The sequence below is a fragment of the Undibacterium sp. FW305-107 genome (genome assembly GCF_058788535.1).
Window position 1 is genome coordinate 712,926 of sequence record NZ_JBYTAV010000001.1, and the last position, 22,986, is coordinate 735,911.

The 22,986-nt window shown below is 51.8% G+C and carries 16 protein-coding genes; 11 read left to right on the forward strand and 5 right to left on the reverse strand.

The window, feature by feature from the left end:
* Positions 1 to 286: 286 nt before the first annotated feature.
* The 4 genes from AC3WQT_RS03330 to AC3WQT_RS03345 all read left to right on the forward strand — a co-directional run bounded on the left by AC3WQT_RS03330 (position 287) and on the right by AC3WQT_RS03345 (position 4,551).
* Positions 287 to 2,350 (forward strand): TonB-dependent receptor, encoded by a 2,064-nt coding sequence (locus AC3WQT_RS03330; protein ID WP_492702234.1) that lies wholly within the window; start codon positions 287 to 289, stop codon positions 2,348 to 2,350.
* A 601-nt stretch (positions 2,351 to 2,951) separates the two neighbouring features.
* Positions 2,952 to 3,575: a divalent metal cation transporter gene (locus tag AC3WQT_RS03335; protein ID WP_492702236.1), complete on the forward strand. Its 624-nt coding sequence runs from the start codon at positions 2,952 to 2,954 to the stop codon at positions 3,573 to 3,575.
* Positions 3,576 to 3,762: 187 nt separating this feature from the next.
* A complete protein-coding gene (locus AC3WQT_RS03340) occupies positions 3,763 to 3,918 on the forward strand; it encodes a hypothetical protein (protein ID WP_492702238.1) in 156 nt (51 codons plus the stop codon).
* A gap of 225 nt (positions 3,919 to 4,143) precedes the next feature.
* Complete coding sequence (locus tag AC3WQT_RS03345; RefSeq protein ID WP_492702240.1) at positions 4,144 to 4,551, forward strand: VOC family protein; 408 nt, start codon at positions 4,144 to 4,146, stop codon at positions 4,549 to 4,551.
* A gap of 93 nt (positions 4,552 to 4,644) precedes the next feature.
* Here AC3WQT_RS03345 and AC3WQT_RS03350 read toward each other — a convergent pair whose 3' ends face one another.
* From AC3WQT_RS03350 to AC3WQT_RS03365, 4 genes are read right to left on the reverse strand one after another with little or no spacing between them, the layout of a single operon-like run.
* Positions 4,645 to 6,150, reverse strand: coding sequence for an efflux transporter outer membrane subunit (locus AC3WQT_RS03350; RefSeq protein WP_492702525.1), 1,506 nt, complete (start codon positions 6,148 to 6,150; stop codon positions 4,645 to 4,647).
* Between the two features lie 12 nt (positions 6,151 to 6,162).
* On the reverse strand, positions 6,163 to 9,384 hold the full coding sequence (locus AC3WQT_RS03355; RefSeq protein WP_492702242.1) for an efflux RND transporter permease subunit: 3,222 nt from the start codon (positions 9,382 to 9,384) through the stop codon (positions 6,163 to 6,165).
* A gap of 40 nt (positions 9,385 to 9,424) precedes the next feature.
* Positions 9,425 to 10,669 (reverse strand): efflux RND transporter periplasmic adaptor subunit, encoded by a 1,245-nt coding sequence (locus tag AC3WQT_RS03360; RefSeq protein ID WP_492702244.1) that lies wholly within the window; start codon positions 10,667 to 10,669, stop codon positions 9,425 to 9,427.
* Between the two features lie 58 nt (positions 10,670 to 10,727).
* Complete coding sequence (locus AC3WQT_RS03365; RefSeq protein ID WP_492702246.1) at positions 10,728 to 11,663, reverse strand: alpha/beta hydrolase; 936 nt, start codon at positions 11,661 to 11,663, stop codon at positions 10,728 to 10,730.
* A 187-nt stretch (positions 11,664 to 11,850) separates the two neighbouring features.
* On the opposite strand from AC3WQT_RS03365, the gene AC3WQT_RS03370 reads away from it, so the two are divergent.
* The gene (locus AC3WQT_RS03370) at positions 11,851 to 12,882 is read left to right on the forward strand and encodes a LysR family transcriptional regulator (RefSeq protein ID WP_492702248.1); all 1,032 of its coding nucleotides are present in this window, start codon (positions 11,851 to 11,853) and stop codon (positions 12,880 to 12,882) included.
* Here AC3WQT_RS03370 and AC3WQT_RS03375 read toward each other — a convergent pair whose 3' ends face one another.
* Complete coding sequence (locus tag AC3WQT_RS03375) at positions 12,883 to 13,779, reverse strand: LysR family transcriptional regulator (protein WP_492702250.1); 897 nt, start codon at positions 13,777 to 13,779, stop codon at positions 12,883 to 12,885.
* Between the two features lie 106 nt (positions 13,780 to 13,885).
* Between AC3WQT_RS03375 and AC3WQT_RS03380 the strand changes: the two genes are divergently transcribed.
* From AC3WQT_RS03380 to AC3WQT_RS03405, 6 genes are all read left to right on the forward strand, one after another.
* Positions 13,886 to 14,554 (forward strand): RraA family protein, encoded by a 669-nt coding sequence (locus AC3WQT_RS03380; protein ID WP_492702252.1) that lies wholly within the window; start codon positions 13,886 to 13,888, stop codon positions 14,552 to 14,554.
* Positions 14,551 to 15,216, forward strand: a complete 666-nt coding sequence (locus tag AC3WQT_RS03385; protein ID WP_492702254.1) for an RraA family protein — start codon at positions 14,551 to 14,553, stop codon at positions 15,214 to 15,216. The genes AC3WQT_RS03380 and AC3WQT_RS03385 overlap by 4 nt, the downstream gene beginning before the upstream one ends.
* A complete protein-coding gene (locus AC3WQT_RS03390) occupies positions 15,213 to 15,845 on the forward strand; it encodes an RraA family protein (protein WP_492702256.1) in 633 nt (210 codons plus the stop codon). Before AC3WQT_RS03385 ends, AC3WQT_RS03390 begins: the two co-directional genes overlap by 4 nt.
* Before the next feature lie 62 nt (positions 15,846 to 15,907).
* The gene (locus AC3WQT_RS03395; RefSeq protein ID WP_492702527.1) at positions 15,908 to 17,056 is read left to right on the forward strand and encodes a pyridoxal phosphate-dependent aminotransferase; all 1,149 of its coding nucleotides are present in this window, start codon (positions 15,908 to 15,910) and stop codon (positions 17,054 to 17,056) included.
* A gap of 22 nt (positions 17,057 to 17,078) precedes the next feature.
* Positions 17,079 to 17,909, forward strand: coding sequence for an alpha/beta fold hydrolase (locus tag AC3WQT_RS03400; RefSeq protein WP_492702257.1), 831 nt, complete (start codon positions 17,079 to 17,081; stop codon positions 17,907 to 17,909).
* 201 nt (positions 17,910 to 18,110) lie between these two features.
* A complete protein-coding gene (locus AC3WQT_RS03405) occupies positions 18,111 to 22,985 on the forward strand; it encodes a hypothetical protein (RefSeq protein WP_492702259.1) in 4,875 nt (1,624 codons plus the stop codon).
* The last annotated feature ends 1 nt before the right edge of the window (position 22,986 follow it).

Here is a 22,986-nt window from a genome sequence, read left to right on the forward strand (position 1 = left end):
TCATGTCATGCATGTATAACGGCTCCTTGCACCACATCCAAAATCATCTTTTCCACAGTCATCCCTGTTGGCGAAATGAATTTCTAAAAATTGTGAATCCAGTTCTTTGCTTCCTGCGTATTAAGACTTAAGCAAGATAAAAAGCAAGCTGCCTCGATGTGGCATGGCTGAAACAAGCGTATAGGTCTGGTTTTTGCTTGTACAAATATAAAGTATGGCGAATTCAATTTTCATCATACAGATCCAACAAATGAAATCAGCAAACAAGAATATGAATGGAGCAGCAATGCAAAAAACAAAGATGAACCGTGCACTGCTTTCCTGCTTTGGCTTTTTGCTGCTGCAAACCTTCCAAATAGCACGGGCGGATGATTTAGAAAAAATCCCTACAGTACAAGTCCTCGGTAATTACGATAATGCAGTCGGTACCAGCAATGCTGCCAGCCAGGGGGCGGTGACATCCAATCTTGTCAGCAACCGCCCTGCCCTGCGTACTGGCGAATTGCTGGAATTTGTACCCGGCATGATCGTTACCCAGCATAGCGGTGATGGCAAGGCCAATCAGTATTTTTTGCGCGGCTTTAATCTCGACCATGGCACTGACTTTGCCACGTTTGTTGATGGCATGCCGGTCAATATGCGTAGCCATGCGCATGGCCAGGGTTATTCGGATTTGAATTTCCTGATCCCGGAACTGGTACAGCGCATTGATTACAAGAAGGGGACGTATTTTGCCGATGAAGGTGACTTTGCTTCTGCCGGTGCGGCGCACCTTCGTCTGGCGGACAAACTCGGTGCCGGTATCGCCAGCCTGTCTTTGGGGAGCTATGGCTATCAACGGGCAGTGCTGGCAAATTCAGTGCCGCTGACGAACGGCAATTTGCTGTATGGCCTGGAGATCAACCGTAATGATGGCCCCTGGGTTAATCCTGAAAATGTGCGCAAGTACAGTGCCGTACTGCGCTATAGCCAGGGCAGCCATGACGATGGTTACAGCGTGACAGCCATGGCTTACAAGAATAACTGGAATTCCACGGACCAGGTACCCTTGCGTGCTGTGCAATCTGGCCAGATCAGCCGCTTTGGTGCGCTTGACCCTACGGATGGAGGACAAAGTTCACGTTACAGCCTGTCTTATGCCATGAAGAAGCGCAGTCAGGATGGCGTGTTCGAAATGGATGCTTATGCCGTGCAATCCAGTCTTGACCTGTTCAGCAACTTTACATATTTCCTGACCAACCCTGATACGGGTGACCAGTTCAGCCAAAGCGAGAAGCGGCAGATGCTGGGGATGAATATGAGCCAGACCTGGCCGCTGACTGTAGCTGATCTTGAAATGCGTAACAAGATAGGTGTACAACTGCGCTACGATAAACTGTCGCCAGTCGGCATTTATAACACCGTCGCACAGCAACGCATATCAACGATACGTGAAGACAGTGTCAAGGAAGCCAGTGCTGGTTTTTATGCAGAAAATTCCATACAGTGGCATCCAAAATTCCGCAGTATTGCCGGGTTGCGTTACGATGCCTATCGCTTTGATGTCAACAGCAGCATAGGCGGCAATTCAGGCAAGGCAAGTGACCATATCGTCTCGCCCAAGTTGTCATTGATCTTTGGCCCATGGAACAAGACAGAATACTTCATCAACTATGGCAGCGGCTTTCACAGCAATGATGCACGCGGCACTACGCAAGCCCGTTTGTCTGATGGCAGTGCCTCCACACCGGTAATACCACTGGTAAAAACCAGGGGAGCAGAACTGGGTATGCGTACAGAAATCATCCCCGGCCTGCAAAGCTCGCTGGCGCTGTGGCGGCTGGATATTGCCTCTGAGTTGCTATTCGTTGGTGATGCCGGTGAAACCGAACCCAGCCGTGCCAGCCGCCGCACCGGCATAGAATGGAACAACCACTATATCGCCAGACCATGGCTGCTGTTTGACCTTGACCTGGCAGCGTCACGGGCGCGTTATACGCAAAATGACGTGACGGGCAATTACATTCCCGGTTCCATCGACAAGGCGGCTTCTTTTGGCGTGACTGTGACTGACATGGGCCGCTGGCATGGTGGCTTTGAACTGCGTTACTTTGGCCCACGTCCTTTAGTTGAGGACAATAGCGTGCACTCTTCATCGACCACGCTGGCCTATGCCCGCTTGGGTTACAGGATCAATGCCAGTACCAAACTGACTATGGATGTGTTCAACCTGTTCAACAGGCAGGCCAGCGACATTGATTATTATTACCAGTCACGCCTGCCGCGTGAAAGCATGGAGGGTGCTAACGGCATTCATTTTCATCCGGTTGAGCCACGCTCTGTGAGGTTGACGCTGACACATAATTTCTGACGTCTGTAAAACTACCTTCCTCATTGCTGTATGACACTTCACCTTGAGAAAGATGTGACATGACTGGAACTCATTTCATAAACAGGGATGCGTTTGCCTCATAACATGGGCTGGCAAGGGTAAAGCAGGGAATTCGTGCAAGAAGCCGCCAGATTGACGCAGGCAATGCTGGCAGGACTCGAACTGCAGTTTTTTTGAAAACCAGCGGTGGTAAAGGCTTGCATGTCGCGGTGTAATCCTACAAGACCTGGTGATATAAACTGACTGCTCATCATCGCTACGCGCCTTATGATGATCACTTGAACGGTATTTCATGATTAAAAAAGATGAGCGTTTACGGTTTCAAACGCCTATATGCATGATTCATGGATGAAAAAGCATATGCTGCCACCAGCAAAAGTGTCGGCGACACTGCCAGACAATGACACAGACAATGATAATAAGGAATCAGTCCTGGCCAAGCTGAGGCCAGGTAGTGGTTAGTACTGTCATGCCGCATATCTCAATGAAAACTGAGTATCTGACGATGATCGTCGCTGTATTTGGCACCACCATCAGCCCTTAGCTTTTCTTCTGGCAAGTCTCACAGGAGGTGGAAGAATTGCGTACCAGGCCAGAAGAAACCGCATTATTGCAAGCACCATTGCAAGCCATCAAAAGTTTAAAGTGCATCAGTATTGATACCTTTATTGGTATGGGGTTTTCAAATATGGTGGCATTCTTCATCATGCTGACCACAGCGGTGACCTTGCATATGCATGGGCAAACCGATATACAGTCCTCAGCGCAGGCAGCAGCGGCATTGAAACCAATTGCAGGTGAATTTGCCTTTCTGTTATTCAGCCTGGGTATTATTGGTACAGGGCAGCTGGCTGTTCCTGTGCTTGCCGGTTCTTCTGCCTACGCCATTGCAGGCAGTTTCAAATGGAAAAACAGCCTTGAGCACACTGCTATGCAGGCAAGGGAATTTTACGCTGTGATTGCGGTGTCAACCATCATCGGTGTCGTTCTCAGCCTCAGCAATATTGATCCTATCAAGGCGCTGTTCTGGAGTGCCGTCATCAATGGCATTATCTCTGTGCCAGTGATGATCGTCATGATGCTGATGGCAGCCAAACCTGCCGTGATGGGGCAATTTGTTATTTCCCGCAGATTAAAAATCCTGGGGTGGCTGGCAACAGCGATGATGGGGGCTGCAGTTACTGCCATGGCATTCACACTTTGAATGCCATGATTTGTCTTTCGCATCCCCCCTCAACTACAGCAGGCTCTTATCTTACAAGACCGGGGACCACAGTCCGATGGCGGTAAGGCGGCCAGGCGAGCAGGATGAATCATGCACATGACAATTGGAGGTCAAAGTGATTATTGTTAAAAACGTAGGAAAAGGCATTTTACGAGCTACAGTTCGTATGGAAACGACTGAATACGGAAATGGCTGGACAGTGGGTGTAGAAATCAATGGCATCATGGTGCATCACCCTGACAAGGATTTATATCCTACCGAACAGGATGCACTGACAGCCGGTGGTGAATTTGCTGATGCTGTCATGCCAAGCCTGCATTGACCAGTTGCATGGCGATAATGCATAACAGAACTTGTTCTGAGGATCAGGAACTCCTGATTTTTTCCGCGACCTTAGGGCCCTCATCATGAACTGGCACTGAGAACAGGTAGTAAAAATTTGAAGCAAAATTTGAAGCAATAGCATGATTGTCTTTTTCACTACCGGCAGTTATATTCTCATTATTGAATGTCTTTCGATGAACAAGATAGATGAATGGAGAATATCGTGAAACCTTCTGCACTATCATCCTGCATCACGACCAACCTGGTACAGGAATCGCGGGATTTTTACCTTAAATACTTTGGTGCCAAAGTTGCCTTCGATTGCGGCTGGTATGTCAGTGTAGAATTTGGCCAACGGGCAACTTCATTGCAATTCATGGCACCACAACCAGGGCAAAGCCTGTGCAATCCTGCAGGTTTAACCTATAACTTCTGCGTCCCGGATGTCGATGCAGAATACCAGGCTCTGACCGAAGCAGGAATAGAAGTGACTGTCCCGCTTGAAGATCATCCCTGGGGTGATCGCGGTTTCGCCATCAACGACCCCAATGGCATCGTGCTCTACATTTACTCTGATCGTGAACCCAGCGACGAGTTCAGGCAATATCTGAATCCATCAGCATCCGTCTGATTCAAGAAAAGAAAATTCTCGCAAAAAAACAGCATGCCTCTTTAACAGAAGCACGCTGCGAAAACCAGAACTTGTTCTGGGAGGGTGGAAATCTTAGTCGGCTTTTGCCACGATTGTTTTTCCATCTGCGCTGGTCAGAGCACCGGGCAATACTGCGGGTACAGAACCACGTGCCTCCCAGCCACCACCAATGGCACGTATCAGATTAACTGCGGATTTTGCACGTGCGCCGTCGAGTTGTGCAGCGATGCGCTGCTGCTGTAATACCGTGCGGTCAGCATCGATCACATTCAGGTAACTGACCGAGCCTTCGCGGTATTGCACATGCGAGAGTTTCGCTGCCCGCTCTGCCGCCTGCACCGCATTGTCTTGTGCCAGTGTCTGATCACGCAAGATACGCAAGTCAGCCAGATTGTCTTCGACTTCCCTGAAGGCATTCAGCACGGTCTGGCGGTAGGTGGCCACATCTTCTTCATAGACTGCACCAGCCCTGTCCACACTGGCCTGGCGACGGCCGCCATCAAACAGAGGCATGGACAACAGAGGCCCCAGCAGGAAGGTACGACTGCTCCAGTTCAGCAAATCACTCAGACTGGCTGATGCATAACCGGCGGAGCCGGTGATATCCAGCCTTGGGAAGAAAGCTGAGCGGGCCACACCGATACGGGCATTAGCAGCGGCCATGCTGCGTTCTGCTGCGGCAATATCTGGCCTGCGTTCCAGCAAGGCCGATGGCAAGCCTGCCGGGATATTGACAGCAATGCGTGACAAGGGCCGTGGCAGGAAATTGAATTCTGCCGGCGTCTTGCCCAGCAAGACGGCCAGTGCATGTTCAGCTACCGCACGGCTGCGTGCCAGGCCCAGTGATTCTGATTGCGCCGTTGCCAGTTCTGCCTTGGCGCGGGCCAGATCGAGTTCGCTGATATCGCCTTCATTAAAACGGGTTTGCACCAACTTCAGGGTTTTTGAGCGCAACTCTACCGTGGCGGCATATAAAGCCTGTTCTGCATCCAGTTCGCGCAGCAAAAAGTAGGCTTGCGCCACGTCGGCTTGCAAGGCCAGTTGCACAGACTGGAACAGGGCTTCATTTTTTTGCGTATCTGCTGTTGCCGCATCTATGCTGGACGCCACGCGGCCAAACAAATCCAGCTCATACGATGCACCGAGTTGGGCATTGTAGGTCGTGGAAGTCGGCATCCTGGTATTGTCAGGCAGACCCTGGGACGCCGGTGCGGCACGCCCACGGCTGGCACCCAGGCCCGCATTCACTTGCGGGAACAGACCAGCACGCGCATCCTGGCGCAAGGCGCGGGATTGCTTCAGGCGGGCGGCCGCGGCTTTGAGGTTCTGGTTGGCCGCCATGGCCTGGCTTTCCATCTCGTTGAGACTATCGTCCGCAAAGATTTTCCACCAGTCGCCACGGGCGACTTCTTCTGAGGGCTGGGCTTCTTTCCAGTTGCTGTTTGCTTGCACTTCTTTATAGGCAGCGGGAGTTGTCACTTCCGCTTTCTGATAAGTTGGTGCGACTGAACAGCCAGCCAATACCAGCAATAACATCAACAGCGATGAAGCAGACTTCAGGGGTTTGATTGTATTCATCATCATGTTCTCTCAAACTTTAACAGTAGTGTGCTCATGATCGTGACCATGTGCAAGGTCGTGTGCAAGAGCGGGCGCTTCATGCACCACTGCAGAATGCAACTTGCGGCCACCTGCAAGAGTACGCAGCAATACATAAAACACCGGCGTCAGGAACAGGCCAAACAGGGTTACACCCAGCATGCCAAAAAACACCGCTACACCCATGGCATGACGCATCTCGGAACCAGGGCCGCTAGAAATCACCAGTGGCACCACACCCATAATGAAGGCGATGGAAGTCATCAGGATAGGGCGCAAGCGCAAGCGGCTGGCATCTATCGCAGCCTGCAAAGGCGTGCTGCCCTGCAGTTCAAGCTCCCGCGCAAATTCCACGATCAGAATCGCATTCTTGGCCGATAGCCCCACCAGCACCATGAGACCGATCTGGGTAAAGATATTATTGTCACCACCTGTCAGCCAGACGCCGGTCAAAGCCGCCAGCAAACTCATGGGCACGATCATGATGACAGCCAGTGGCAAGGTCAGGCTTTCATACTGCGCTGCCAATACCAGGAAGACCAGCAAGACACTGATAGGGAATACCCAGACACCAGCATTGCCCGCCAGGATTTGCTGGTAAGTCAGGTCCGTCCATTCAAACTTGATACCGGCAGGCAGTGTTTTTGCAGCGATACGTTCTGCCGCAGCCTGCGCCTGATTCGATGAGTAACCAGGGGAAGGGCCACCGTTGATATCCGCCGCGGTATAGCCGTTATAACGCACCACCATCTCAGGACCAAAGCTAGGCGTCACCTTGACGAGGGAAGACAGGGGCACCATTTCACCAGCCGTATTGCGGGTTTTCAGTTGCAGGATATCTTCAGGCTTGGCACGGTAAGGCGCATCTGCCTGGGCACGTACCTGGTACACACGGCCAAAGCGGTTGAAGTCATTCACATACAAAGAACCAAGATAAATCTGCATGGTGTCAAACACATCGGTCACCGGTACGCCAAGCTGCTTGGCCTTGACGCGGTCGAGGTTGACATCCAGTTGTGGCACATTGATCTGGTAGCTGGAAAACATAGGCCCCAGTTCTGGCGCTGTCTTGGCAGCGGCGATAAAGGCTTGTGCTGCCGCATCCAGTTCTGCATAGCCAAGCGCACCCTTGTCTTCTATCTGCATCTTGAAGCCACCCACCGTGCCCAGGCCCATGACAGGTGGTGGCGGGAAGACGGCGATGAAACCATCCTTGATTGCTGAATACTTCTGGTTCAGCTTGCCTGCAATGGCATCGGCTGCCAGCTCCTTGCTGCGGCGTTCTTCAAAGGGTTTCAGCGTCACAAAAACAATACCGGCGCTGGAGCTATTGGTAAAACCATTGATGGACAAGCCAGGAAAGGCAACTGCACTCTCCACACCCGGTTCTTTCAAGGCAATGGCCGACATATCACGGATGACTTTTTCAGTCCTGTCCAGCGTCGCGCCATTTGGCAATTGCGTGAAGCTGATCAGGTATTGCTTGTCTTGCCCAGGCACAAAGCCACCCGGCACGATGTAAGAAATACCCACGGCTGCGGCCAGCAATACGACATACACCACCATGCTGGATGCCTTGCGCGATATGACGCCAGCCACACCCTTGGAATACTTTTCAGAACCACGATTGAACATGCGATTGAAGGCATCGAAGAAGCGGCCAAACAGGCGGTTCATGACTTTGGTCAGCCAGTCCGGTTTTTCATCATGGCCTTTGAGCAGGATGGCTGCCAGTGCTGGTGACAGAGTCAGCGAGTTGAAGGCCGAGATCACAGTCGAAATCGCAATCGTCATCGCAAACTGTTTGTAGAACTGCCCGGTCAGACCTGTCATGAAGGCCAGTGGTACGAATACCGCAACCAGTGTCAAAGCAATCGCGATGATAGGGCCGCTGACTTCGCGCATGGCGCGGTAAGTCGCTTCTTTCGGTGACAGGCCAGCAGATATATTCCTCTCCACATTCTCCACCACCACAATCGCATCATCGACCACGATACCTATGGCCAGCACCATGCCAAACAGTGACAAGGCATTGATGGAATAGCCAAAGCCCAGCATCAGCGAAAAAGTACCAACGATGGAAACCGGCACGGCCAGCAGCGGGATCAGCGAAGCACGCCAGGTTTGCAAAAACACGATGACCACCAGCACCACCAGCGCAATCGCTTCCAGCAAGGTCTCGACGACCGCGTGGATGCTGGAACGCACGAATTGCGTAGGGTCATACACGATCTTGTATTGCACCGAACTTGGGAAGTCTGCCGACAATTCCTTCATCGCCGCACGCACCTGGTCAGACACATCCAGCGCATTCGCGCCAGGTGCCTGGAAGATAGGTATGGCGACGGCCGGCTTATTGTCGAGCAAAGAACGCAAGCCATATTCAGAGGCATCGAGTTCTATACGCGCCACGTCGGCCAGGCGGGTGACTGCACCATCGACAGAGGTCTTGAGTATGATCTCGGCAAATTCTGCTTCTGATTTCAAACGGCCTTGCGCATTCACATTGAACTGCAAAGGCGTACCCGGCACATTTGGCGATGCGCCAATGACACCCGCCGCCACCTGCACGTTTTGTTCGCGTATGGAGTTCACCACGTCAGAGGCAGTCAGGCCACGCTGTGCAACTTTTTGCGGGTCCAGCCAGACGCGCATGGCGTAATTGCCAGAGCCAAACAAGCCCACTTCACCGACACCCTTGATACGCGCCAGACGGTCTTTGACATTCAGCACGGCATAGTTGCGCAGGTAAGTCATGTCATAGCGGTCATCCGGTGAAATCAGATGCACCACCATGGTCAGCGCAGGCGAACTCTTGATCGTCGTCACACCCAGGCGTTGCACATCAGCAGGCAGACGTGGCAAGGCTTGCGAGACACGGTTTTGCACCAGTTGTTGTGCCTTGTCAGGGTCTACACCCAGCTTGAAGTTGACAGTCACCGTCAGGTTGCCGTCACTGTTTGCCTGTGACTGCATGTACAGCATATTCTCTACGCCGTTGATGGATTCTTCCAAAGGAGAAGCCACGGTTTCTGCAATCACCTTGGGATTGGCACCGGGGTACTGCGCCCGCACCACGACAGAAGGTGGCACCACCTCGGGATATTCCGAGATAGGCAACTGGAACATGGCCAGCGCACCGGCCAGCAAGATAATTACCGACAGCACCCCGGCGAAGATGGGGCGATCGATAAAGAATTTTGAGATATTCATGATATTTTTCTATCTGCGTCTATATTTATGTATGTGACGATTAAGATTTGTTAGCTGGAGTAGCCTTGTCTTCCGCGCCTGCAACCGGGGTCGCTGATTCAGCAGATGCGGCAGTCGCTTTGCTCATCGCCACCATATTCGGCGTGATGGTGTCACCAGGTCGTGTACGTTGCAGGCCATTGACGACGATGCGTTCACCAGCTTTGAGGCCAGATTCCACAATCAGCAAATCTTCCTGCCTGTTACCCAGGCGCACTTCGCGATAGGCTGTGTGGTTGTCTTTGTCGACTGCCAGCACGAAGCGTTTGCTCTGGTCTGTGCCCACGGCTTTTTCATCTATCATCAAGGCTGCATGCGGTGCACCACCACCGAGGCGCACACGGGCATACAGGCCGGGCAAGAGCAAGCCATCCTGGTTTTCAAACACGGCGCGCACGCGTATGGTTCCTGAAGAAGTGTCAACGCGGTTGTCGATGGACACCACCTTGCCCTGGCGTGAATAACCTTCTTCATTCGCCAGGCCCAGGAATACCGGCACCTGGCTAGTCTTGGCCTGTGCCGGGTTCACGTATTTCAAGAAGCTTTGTTCATCCACATCAAAGGATGCATACACTTGCGAGACAGATACCAGAGTGCTCAAGGCGGGTGAGCTGGCACCAACTGCAATGACATTGCCAACGGTGACTTCGGCACGCGAGATACGGCCAGCAACGGGGGCGGTGATCTGGGTATATTCAAGATTGAGTTTTGCCGCCTTCAATGCGGCCTGCGCTGCCATTACGTTGGCGGCTGCTTCACGCGATGCATTTTGTTTTTCTTCAAAGTCACGGCGGGCGATGGCGTTTTCACCGAGCAGTCTTTCACCGCGGGCCACGTCAGAACTGGTATAGGCTGCGCGTGCTTCGGCTGCTGCCAGTTGCGCCTGGAAGCGCGCCACTTCAGCCGCATACGGACGTGGGTCTATGGTGAACAGCAAATCACCTTTCTTGACCAGGCTGCCATCCTTGAAATGCACGGCAGTCAATGTACCGCCAACCAAGGGGCGTATCTCAACTCTATCGACTGCTTCGAGCTTGCCAGAATAATTTTGCCAGTCGACGATATTGCGGCTGACGACTTCTGCCACGTCGACTGTCGTTGCCGGTGGAGCACCTTTAGGTGCAGCATCGCTGGCTTCAACTTTGATGGCACCTATGGTGCCTGCGGCGGCGATCAACAGGACAATGGCAGTGCTGATAGCGATGGATTTGCGGCTTGGTGCTGTGGAGCTAGTAGATTCAGACATGATATTCCTCGTGGATGTAGTATGTAAATTACTGAGTTCTTGAGTGTCTTTTGCGTTGTCAGACATTTTGTTTTTCCTCCAGGGATACGAAAGCAGATGTGTTCAAATCAGATGAAGACGAGGCAGCAAGGCGGCGACGCAAAAAATCCGCCACTTCCACCAGCACAGGCTGATGCTCAGGCAATGAGGCATGCTTGATCCCGGCAAAGCGGGCTACCTGCACAGGCACACCAACGGTGATCAGGGCTGCAGCATATTTTTCTGCTTCCACATGCAGGACATCATGTTCAGCAGTAGCGATAAAGGCGGGTGACAAACCGCCCAGGCGGCTGGATTCCAGCGGTGCGGCATAGGGGTGCAGGCGCTGCAAAGAGCGCGGCAGGTATTGGCCGTAGCAATGCGCGCATTCTTGCGGGGTCAGGTCAGACTCCAGTTTCTTGGCGTCGCCCAGACGTGTCATGCTGGGGTCCAGCATCGGGCCTATCAGCGCCTGCGCCAGTATTGGCGGTGCATTGCGGTCGCGTGCTATCAGCGTCAGGCAAGTCGCCAGGTTGCCACCGGCATCGTCACCCGCTACTGCCAGGCGACTGGCGTCGGCCTTGATACTGGCGGCGTTCTTGATGGCCCACAGCATGGCGGTGTAGGCATCTTCCGGTGCAGCAGGAAAAGGCTTGGCAGGTGCCAGTGAATAGCCCACGGACAAGACGATGACATTGCTGTTGCGCGCAATGAAGCGGGCCGGTACATCGGCATCATTCAAGGAACCGCTGATAAAACCACCACCGTGGAAATACAGCACCACCGGCAAAACCGCATTGCCCTGAGGGCGGTACAGGCGCACAGGAATGACCCCAAGTTGGCCAGGGATAAGGAAATTGTCTATCTGCAAAGATGGCTCAGCCGTCTTTGTGGTCTTTTTTCTTTTCTTGACGGCGTTGCCGGGGTTGCCAGAAACGCCAGGGTTGCCAAGAATTATTGCTGTTTCGTCCATCATATTGTCGCCAATCGCGCCAGAGCTTAGTGAATGGACCGAATAGTAGGCGCGATGCGCTTGCGGATAAACGCCTATAATCGAACATGACTATTCCGCCAGGTCGACTAATCAGACATCAAATTAGGTTTATACTTCGTTCAGACGAATAGTCCTTGACTATGCCAACCAGTTATTCAGGAGTACCGCGATGGACCGCTTCCAGGCAATGCAAGTCTTTACCCGCGTGGTGGACAGCAATAGTTTTACCCGCGCCGCCGACAACCTCGGCTTGCCGCGTACCACCGTCACGACCATCATCCAGAACCTGGAAAGCCTGTTGCAGGTGCGCCTGCTGAACCGCACCACCCGCCGCCTGAGCCTGACGCCAGACGGCGCGGCCTACTATGAGCGCTGCGTGCGCATCCTGGCGGACGTGGACGAGACCGAAACTTCTTTCCAGAATGTGGCACGTGGCCCCAAAGGCCAGTTGCGCATTGATGTGCCAACCTCGATAGGCAGGCTGATACTGTTGCCGCAAGTCTGTGAGTTTTATTCGCGCTACCCTGACATCAAGCTGGTCATGGGCATGGGTGACCGCATGGTGGATATGGTGCAGGAAGCGGTTGATTGCGTGATACGGGTAGGTGAGTTGCAGGATTCCAGCATGGTCGCCCGCCGCATAGGCACTTTCCAGAGCATCACCTGCGCAGCGCCAGATTATCTCGATACGCATGGTGAGCCACAGACCCTGGAAGACTTGCAGCACCACCAGGCTGTGCACTATTTTTCCAGCCGCACTGGCCGCAACCTGGATTGGGATTTTGTCGTCGATGGCAAGACTGTGGATGTCACGGTCAATGGCAAGATATCCGTCAATGATTCTGAAGCCTACATAGAATGCGCCCTCAAGGGCTTTGGCCTGATACAGGCACCGCGCTTCATGCTGATGCCGCATCTGCAATCCGGCGCATTGCGCGAAGTATTGCCACAATGGACACCCGCCCCCATGCCCATCTCTGTGGTCTACCTGGCGAACCGCCATCTGTCACCGAAGGTGCGCGCCTTTGTTGACTGGGTCGCAGAACTGTTCCCGCGCTGCCCGCTGTTCAGCGGGCGCGATGCAGAATTACTCAATGGTATGAGTGAATGTGCTTTCGCTGGCAAACCTGAGCAACGCCCAGCCCACAATACCTTGCGCTCTGTCATCGAGCAAAAGAATATTGCTGAGAGTGTCTTCTAGCTACGCATCGCGCTTGCGAACCTGCGCAATCACTGCATCTACCAAAGGGTTCGGTCGTTTTGTATTCCATGCTATGGCTGTGGTTACCACATCCAACTTCTCCCTGAGAGGCCGGACCACCACATTCTCTGGTGCAAGCTTCTTCAATATCGTTGGCACCAGAGCTATACCTTGCCCACATCCTACGAAAGCAATCTGGGAAGCGACCGAACTGACTTCATGCACTATGCGTGGTGAAAAACCATGTGCCTGGCAAGAAGCGATCAGATTATCAAAATAGACTGGGCTGACTCTGCGAGCAAACATCACAAAGTCTTCTTCGGCTAGTGTTGCAAGACTGACGCGTGTTTTTTTTGCGTAAGGATGTGTATGTGGGAGCGCAACTGCGAGACGCTCCTGTATCAATGGTAATGTCCGCACGGTCTCGCCAAAGTCGCCTTCCAGCCGTGCAAAAGCCAGGTCAATCTCACCTGCAAGCAATGCCGGAACTGCATCTGCGCTATCAATTTCCCTGACTGAAACCGTGAGCTGTGGATGTGCGGACTTGATTTTTTCTATGATGACGGGAAGCACATCCAGCATTGCAGAAGTGATGGCACCGATAGCCAGCACCCCGGTTTGTCCAGCAACCGCCTCCCTTACTGCGAACTCCAGATGCCCCATCTGTTCAGCCAGTTTTTGTACTGCCGGGAGTATTGCAGCACCGACCGGAGTGAGCTGAGCGCCGCGTCTTGAGCGTTCAAACAAAGTCACCTTCAAAGACTGTTCAAGCACTTGAATTTGCTCGGTCAGAGGTGGCTGTGACATTCCCAGGCGAAGTGCAGCCTTCCTGAACGATTTTTCTTCTGCAACAACGAGAAAAAGCCATAAGTGACGCATCAGGCGAAAATTGATCATGGCAGTGATAGCTTTTATAGAATTAAATGATATTTAATTAGGAATTTACGTATCACATCTTATACCTCAGAGTAAGTCCTGTGCAACCACACAGAGGATATACACCATGACTCAAGAAAACCTGCTGGACCGTCTGGCGGCTCTTGATACCAACACGGTATCGGATGCCCTGGATTTTCTCAATCTCCCAGGCGCAACATTTGGCATTCGTCCTCTATGGGATTGCCAGAAAATCGTTGGCAGAGCCAGTACGATACAGTTGGGGCCAAAGACTGACTCAGCGCCCACAGTCCATTTGATCTCGCCTGTCATCGCAGAAATCACCTGCGATGATCGCATCCTCGTTATTGCAGGCGGTGTCGATGGCATTTCATGCTGGGGCGACATTCTTGCCAATGCTGCCCGGGCAAAGGGCATACGTGGTTCCGTTATCGATGGCAACAGTCGTGATATTGAGGGAAGCGAGTCAATTTCCTATCCCGTCTATGGCCGCGGCATCACGATGATCAGTGCCCGCAACCGTGTCGTACAAATATCATCGGGCCAAACAGTCAATATGGGGGGAGTCGTCGTCAAGGAAAACGACTACGTGATCGCCGACCGCTGCGGCGCGGTCTTCATACCGGTTGACCGCATTGCCGAAGTCATTGAGCTTGGCGAGCGTATCGCGCAACGTCAGGATGGCATGGTTCAGGCGGTACGCTCAGGACACTCGGTTGCAGATGTCATGCACGACAAGAAATTTGAAGCCATCAAGTCAGGGAGCGCGAAATGAATCACGAAGACATGGAAATCACTGCCCTGTTCAAAGGCCTGGACACACCAGGTATTTCGGACGCGATGGACAAACTGGGCTTGCCGGGTCAATGCCTTGGTATCGCACCTTTAGATAATTACAAGAATGTGGTTGTCGGCCCAGCTTTCACGGTCAAATATGTGTCGGCCAGCACGCCACCCGGAACGGTAGGTGATTTCATTGATGACGTTGCCGAGGGTGACGTGGTAGTGATCGACAATAATGGTCGCACTGACTGCACGGTATGGGGTGACATCATGACCCAGTATGCTGGCACCAGAAAAATTGCAGCAACCGTTATCGACGGTGTCTGTCGTGACGTCACTAAAGCACTGGGAGATGCCTACCCGATATTCAGCCGGGGACGCTTCATGCGCACCGGAAAAGACAGGGTACAGGTCGAAGCCACGAATGTAGCTGTGTCGGTTGGTACAGCGCGGGTTTGCCCACGCGACATTGTCATCGCTGATGCCAATGGCGTGGTAGTCGTTCCCCGGGCGCGTGCCAGGGAGATTGCTGACACAGCGCGCAAAATCGAACAGGTGGAAGCAGATATCAGGGCGCAACTTGCGCAGGGAAAGACACTCAGGGAAGCCCGCGAAGTACTGGGTTATCACACATTACAAAGGAAAGTATCATGATCACCGTCACTGCAGACATTGCCGGGCGCTGCAAGCAACTTGGCAGCTCCACACTATATGAGGCATCCGGACTGGCTTGCTCGGTCGACCCTGATATCCGCAGCATCTGGCCCGGTGCCGCCATTGCTGCACTGGCGTTTCCCCTGATCTGTTCGCCCGGTGATAATCTATCCATACACCTCGCCATGGAGAGTGCTCCGCGTGGCAGCGTACTGGTGGTCGGTACGGGTAATTTCATTGCTGGATACTGGGGTGAGGTACTGACCGTCGCGGCGGAAGCAGCAGGCATAACAGGACTGATTATCGATGGTGGAGTGAGGGATGTGGCTGCTATGACCAAGCGCCAGTTTCCCGTATTTACACGAGGCGTGAGCGTGCGTGGAACAATCAAGGCTAGCAGCCCTTCCGTCGGGCAACCTATCTATTTTGGCGGCGTCCCTGTCCATGCAGGAGATCTGGTGGTTGCGGATGACGATGGTGTAATCATTATCCCCTCTGGCGATATGGAACGCACCATCGCAGCGGCAGAAGCGAGGACCAGCAAAGAAGAAATCATGATGCAGCAATTAGCGCAAGGTGCAACTACTCTGGACTTGCTGGGCCTTACTGCCTGGAGGACACATTCGTGAATAGACCACTACAAGCTTTGAACATCAACCTGACTCAGGCCCAGCCCTCGGCCACTTACCGCATGATAGACCGCGTGGCGGCACGTCGTGCCTCGGGTGCGAAAATCATCTCCCTGAGCGCAGGCGAGCCGGATTTCGACACGCCTGCGCATGTCCGGGAGGCTGCCATTGCTGCAATTGAAGCAGGGCACACTCGCTATACACCGGTCGCAGGCATGCGGACATTACGTGAGGCTGTCGCGGATAAATTCCGCAATGAAAATGGCATAAACGCCAGTTGGCAAGACACCATCATCTGCAGCGGAGGCAAACAGGTGATCTACAATGCACTGGCTGCGACGCTTAACGCTGACGATGAAGTCATCATTCCAGCACCTTACTGGGTCAGTTACCCTGAGATGGTGCAGCTTTGTGGGGCCACTTCCGTCATCATTCCTTGTGACCACACCAGCGGCTTCAAACTCACACCTGCCGCCCTGCAACAGGCAATCGGGCCCAGAACACGCTGGCTGATCCTCAACTCACCTTCCAATCCAACTGGTGCCGTCTACACGCGTAATGAGCTCGTCGCACTGGCCGAAATTTTACTCCAGCATCCCCACGTGCTTGTTCTGTCAGACGATATCTATGAGCACCTGATCTTTGATGGCGTTTCATTTCATACCATGGCTCAGGTTGAGCCGCGCTTGCGAGACAGAACCTTGACCATGAACGGAGTATCCAAGGCCTATGCCATGACGGGCTGGCGAATAGGTTTTGGCGCTGGCCCCCGCTGGTTGATTGATGCAATGGAGAAACTCCAGGGCCAGCAAACATCCGGGGCTTGTTCCATCTCACAATATGCAGCACTCGCCGCCCTTACCGGGCCGCAGGATTTTATTCAGGAATCGAGATCTGTATTTGAAGCGCGGCGCAATATGGTGGTACAGATGCTGAATGATACGCCAGGCTTGCGATGTGAAAATCCTGATGGGGCATTTTACGCATTCACCTCTGTTGCTGCATTGATAGGCAAAACCACGGCGGCAGGAACCATGCTGTCCAGCGACGAGGATATTGCCTATGCCTTGCTGGATGAAGCTGGTGTAGCCGTGGTACATGGCAGCGCGTTTGGCTTGGGACCTTACATCCGGATCGCTTATGCCCTGGACAATGCATCCCTGCACCAGGCTTGCACCGCCATCAAACAGTTTTGTAAAGCACTACGATAGATGCCCAGACCAGGAGCAATACATGAATGCACAAAAAGAATTTCAAAAGACAAATCTGTCTTTTTCCATGGCAGGTACTGAACTCAACATTTCGGCGATCCATCGTCATGGCGAACTCTCCCCTATCGTGTTTCTGCACGGCTTTGGCTCTACCAAAGAAGACTATGCCGATATCCTGCGTCACACCAACTTTGCCGGTCATCCTTTCGTCGCCTATGATGCACCCGGATGCGGTGAAAGCACCTGTGCGGATCTTACCCAGGTATCCATTCCTTTTCTGGTGAGTACGGCCTTGGCGGTACTCGAGCGCCTGGCTATCAAACACTTTCATCTGGTTGGTCATTCCATGGGGGGCTTGACTGCCCTGATACTGGCGTACCAAAATCCGGAACGTGTGCTCAGTTTTGTCAATATAGAAGGCAATATCGCGCCCGAAGATTGTTTTCTGAGCAGGCAAATCATTGATTATCCACAGCTTGATCCAGAGAGATTTTTCAAAGACTTCATTGCAAGGACCTTGTATTCTCCCGCCTATGCCAGTGCATTGTACGCAGCCAGCCTGCCTCACAAAGTCCGTGCTGCTGCAGTTCCTGGCATATTCAAGTCCATGGTTGAATTGTCTGACAATGGTGAATTAATGAGTAAGTTCTTAAATCTTGCTTGCCCGAGAATGTTCATGTATGGCGACCAAAACCGCTCACTCTCTTATTTACCTCACATCGCCAATCATGGTGTCCAGTTGGCTGAAATCCCACAATGCGGCCACTTTCCCATGTATTCCAATCCTGCGGTGATGTGGGAAGAGATTAGCAATTTTCAGATGGCAGCGGAGAAACTGCTTATCCTCAGTTAAGCCACCCTGATTCTTTACCATCAAGAAACGCAAGCGATATGGACGGCCGGGGTTTTAAGCACAAGCGTATTTTTCACAAGTTGGTTTAAAGCAATAGCAATTTGACAAAATTAAATTTACAACAAATAGTGTATTTCAATTAAATCATTTTCCGTTTGCCCGCTAAAGTCGTTAATAATTCATTACTAGCGAGCGTGCAAGATGATAAGCAACATTAAAGCTGATAATTATTCCCTCAGAAGCTTTGAGAAGCATGAGCCTGCTGCATCGCCCACCTCGTCGTCCACTGACACGGTGAATATGAATGTCTCACGCTCAAGCAGCAGGGACACAGCGGGCGGCACGACCTACTCGCAACGCAATCATTACCTGCATATGAAGTTGCAAAACGATTTGAAAAAATCGGGCGCACCAGCATTGCAACTGAACTTGCCCAAAGGTTCTTTGATCGCATCCTGGAATGGCTATCTGAAAGAGCAGGCTGCGGGAAATCCTGTCAAGGCAACTGGCACAGCAACATCTTCTCAGCGCAGCTCAGAGTCGCTGAATGACATATTCAAGCAAGGCATGCAGGGAGGACGCAGTCACTCTCCTGCCGGTTCATTCACCAACTCGCAACACAAAGCAGATACAGACAAGCTGACACCCGACCCTGAGCAAAAAAACAGTTCTGAAAGCAAGCGACCTGCCAGCAGCAATTCCATGCAACAGCAATTGCTCTCCCAGCTCAAGAACAAGGAGCATGCCCCTGTATCAAGCACACAAAAAGCCCAGGCTGTTCCGGGACCTGTAATTGATCCTGTGACAGGTGCAATCAACAGAGAAAACCTGGCAAAAACAGTGCGCACCCTGATACAGGAATTACCGCCAGTACCGGCCAGCCCGCTGGATTTGCGTGAAAAAAGAAGAGCAAAGATAGTTGAGCAGCTTCATAGTGTCCTGGCTTTGGCCACCAGCAAAAATGGCTTGCCCGAAGATGAGCTGGGTTTAAAAATTCGCGAGAGCTTTTCACAAGCGGCAAGCGATTCAAGAAAGCTGGCGCGCAATCTGGCAGGCTCAACCATACAGCGCCCCCTGTTCAAGCCTGAGCCTGAACTGGCATTGACTTATAGCTGCATGGGTGCCCTGCTCACTGAATTGAAGCGCATACATCTGACTGCAGCAGCCCCGGCTATTTTGGACAAATACGCGGCGGCAGAAGCTAAAAACATGGAAAACGCCGCACCGACAATAGATAAAGGTATTCCTGGTGCCAGTCTGGTGGTATCAAAAAGCATAGGTGCCAAGCATTCCTTCTTTGGCCTTGGTAATCTCGGTGGCAGCCTGCAAAAAACCAATGTCCTGAGCATTGATGAAGATGGTGATGCCAATTACTGGGAAATGCTGGGCGGACAAATCAGAGGTGGTTACGGCAATAAAATAAATGGCTGGGGTTACGATGCCAGCGGCAAGGTGAAAGCAGAATTTGGCACAAAATTCTTTGAAACAGCAAGCGCCGCCGAGATGGCAAAATTGATTGCGAACATGCACGCGAACCAGTTACTGAGCAAGGGTTCGGCTGGACAAAGCGCTGAAGCACTGACCAAGGTCAAAGAAACCTACAATAAAATTGCCAAATTCGTGGTTGGCAGGCGCTATGAGAGTGACGCCACAGAACCAACTTATCTGAATGACGCCAAGCTCGGCAAAGGCTACAACACGGCAAAGCTGATGCATATCGCCGACGCGGCAGACGCCATGCTGGGACAAAAAAGGATAGCTGCATTGTTTGCAGCAGCCTACCCCAGTGCGGCGCAACTGGTGAATAAAAACCAGAGTGCCGGGGCTGCCAGGACTACTGATAAATTACGCTCACCCATCAATGCGTCTATCCCTGATTCAGTGGGGTATGCCAACAATAAAACCATGAGACCGGCGATCAATAGTGTGACTGCCACCCTGGCTGCTGATATTGGAAAAAAGCATAATGAGGGCCTATGGTCTGCAGCTAGTGGCAAGTTCGGAGGCGAGCTGACTGTCAAAAATCTGGCGATGCATATCAAAACAGCAGAGCCTGCACATCGCTTGCTGGATCCGGCACATCTGCATGACATGGCACAAACCATGGAAGTCCATCAGCGGCTTGAGAAACTGAATAATCCACGATTGCATTTGTACCACTCCCTGCGCGAAATCATGGAACAGGTTACACCTGGTGCTACGAATAAATTACCGTCAGAAGCCCAGCATTTTTATGGCAACACTGGTCAGGTTCCCAAACAATTCAGAACCACCATTACTACTCCAGATGTTGAGAAATTGGCCGGATTGACATCTGCACTTGAAGAAGTGCACAAGATGTATGGCAACTATCTTGAAAATGCCAATCTTGTGTTAGCCAAGCCGGACCGTTTCCTGCCACCTGCATTAAGAGATGAATTCCAGGCGAAAAGAGAAAAAGCTTACGATGCAATCAATACTGAAATCTGGCAAGGTAAAAATCCGCAAGGCGTGCAAAATGCATTGAAAGATCCAGAGAAATTTGTCGCTGAAAGCTATGATGGAATTTCCCTGGTACTGGCATCTGCCGGTACGCACCTGAGCTTGCTCAAGAGAGAAATCGCCAGAGAAGAGGCATCCAGTCCAACTGCAGACCCAGCTGCACGAGAGCAAAAAATTGCCGTGATCAGAGCGGCTGATCATGAGTACGCAAAATTACGTGAACTCGTGGATACCACCTTGCTGCCTATTAAGCATGAGACCTTGTCAGAGCACATGCTGCTGAAAGAACGTGCGCTTTGGCAAAGACAGGACTACTCGGCAAAGCTGACGGGGTCTGGTGGTTCAAATTTCAATATCTCAGATACCCTGCCTGCACAAACCGGCCAGACAAAAGAAGATGGCGCACATAATCCCAGTTTCACGACACAGGTCGGGAATATGTCCATCTCGGTTGAAGCGAGAGTACAAAATGCTTCTTCGCAAATCAATTCCGGGCGATTGGGACAATTCATCGTCCTGACGATCAGCGCAAATGCAGGCCAGCCGATCACAGGCAAGCTGGCAGAAAAGGGGCTGATGCTGGCATTGGAGAAAATGTATCCCGGCACATCATCCCAGGATTTAAGGTCCATGACAGACGAAGCCTGCCAGCAATTGCGTAGTGTGCAAGGGGTAGTCGCAGATCAGGGAGCCGGTGCATCCATAGAATTGAAGCTGCACAGAATGCCGGAGGTAGGATCCAGAACGCGCTTTGAAATGCAGCGTATCCGTGGTCTGGCAAATACCGATAGCGGCATGAGCATTTCCGTCCCATTGATTGTGACCAAGGCAGGTGTGACTTCTTTAAGCCTGAGCAACAAAGATTCGACCACCTCGGTAGTGAATGAAATTATTGGCCCGGACCTGAGTTATCTGATGTTGCGTTTTTCTGACCTGAAACAAATGCTGGACCTTGGGAAGAAAGATGATGCATCGCTGTCAGAGATGTTTGGCGCGAATCCCCGGATAAAGAACCAGTATTTCGGCAACCCGGATTTATTCATCAAACTGATCGAAAAGCATCAGGAATATCAGTCAATCAGCAAGGCTGGATATGATATTTCCACCATGACCATGCCCAATGAATTCTTTTGGTATTTTGAGCAGGAGCCTTATAAACGTGCGGCGACTATGGCAAACGAAGTGGCGCATTTTGCACCGGGGTCAAGCAAGGACAATAGCGACCCTTTTGCCAGGCCACCTGAAAATCTGCTGACCCAGATACGCAGCATGCAACTGCCTGACGGCGTCGATTGGGAAAAAGAAAAAGCGGCAATCAGTCAATTGTCTTCTGTAGAACAACGTCTGGCTTATTTTGAGAGCCCCAATGGACGTCATGTATTCAATCATTTCGTCAATATCATTGATGTCACCAAGCAGGTCAATAGTGCCGCAATGGTACATGCGGAACATCGCAAGGACGGCTTCAGTATCAAGGCACCTCACGCTGAAATAGCAAAAGAGGTGACTGACACGATCACGCGCATGGATGCCAGGCGCTCAAGCGAGAAAGGTCTGTTTGGCGCGTTAAAGTCAGCTGTCGCAGATATCAAACGGCCTGAGAGAAGGACCCTGCGCGAACTTAAGCCCGTCGAGCTTGAGATCATTTCAAAGAATATGACAGTCTCTGACCGCATCAGGGTTGAGGCATTCAAGGAACTGGCTAAGCGCTCTGCCCTGATCAAGGCTACTCCATTGAAAAAAAAATCGGATGTGCGGGGCTCATTTAAGACTGGTGAAAAAACCAGCGAAGCCAGCAAGAGCATTTCCAGTTTACAGAAAAGCTTTATTAATGGCACCCAGCAGGTAAAAACTGAAAAAAATGCCAGCACTAGCGAATCTTTGAAATCCCCATTTGATGCAAAAGGGGCGACGATAGCAGCGAAGAAAATCACTGAGATGCAGGGAACTGCGTTCGACAATCCGGGTAATGATACCGACAAACTGGTCGCTGGCAGTATTTTACCGACACCCAGGTCACAGGCAGGTACAGCATCAGACAACAGAGCCACGCAGGCAATCGCTGAAGAACGCGAGCGCATGGCAAAACTGATGCCCAAAGTCGAAGGCTGGATGAAGGCCAGGAATATAGCGATAGTACCAAATAACGGGGATAGCCTGAATTGCCTGATCATTTCTTTACTGCAGCATGCCACCAAGGACTACACCTCACAACATACAGAGATGGCGACAAAATTGCGCGCTGCGTTACAGCAAAAATTTCCTGAAGTAGGTAGCCAGATGCTGTATTCAGACGATGTACCTTTCCGGGCACTGGTGAACCATATTAATAAAAAATTTGATGTCAGTATGAATGTATTGATTGTCCAACCGCATGAAAGTGGCACACCGGTTGTATTACCCACCAATCAGACAGGGAAAAACGATGTCGTTATCATTCAAAAAGCTGCGCATTATGAAGCGGTCACCATGGCATCTGGCGCAAACCTGCAAAGCAAATCTGATCTTTTGAATATCCCCAGTGTGCCCAGCTCCAGATTAAGCCAGATCTCTGACAGATTGACGGCAAAGACTGATCCGACACGCAAACTTTAAT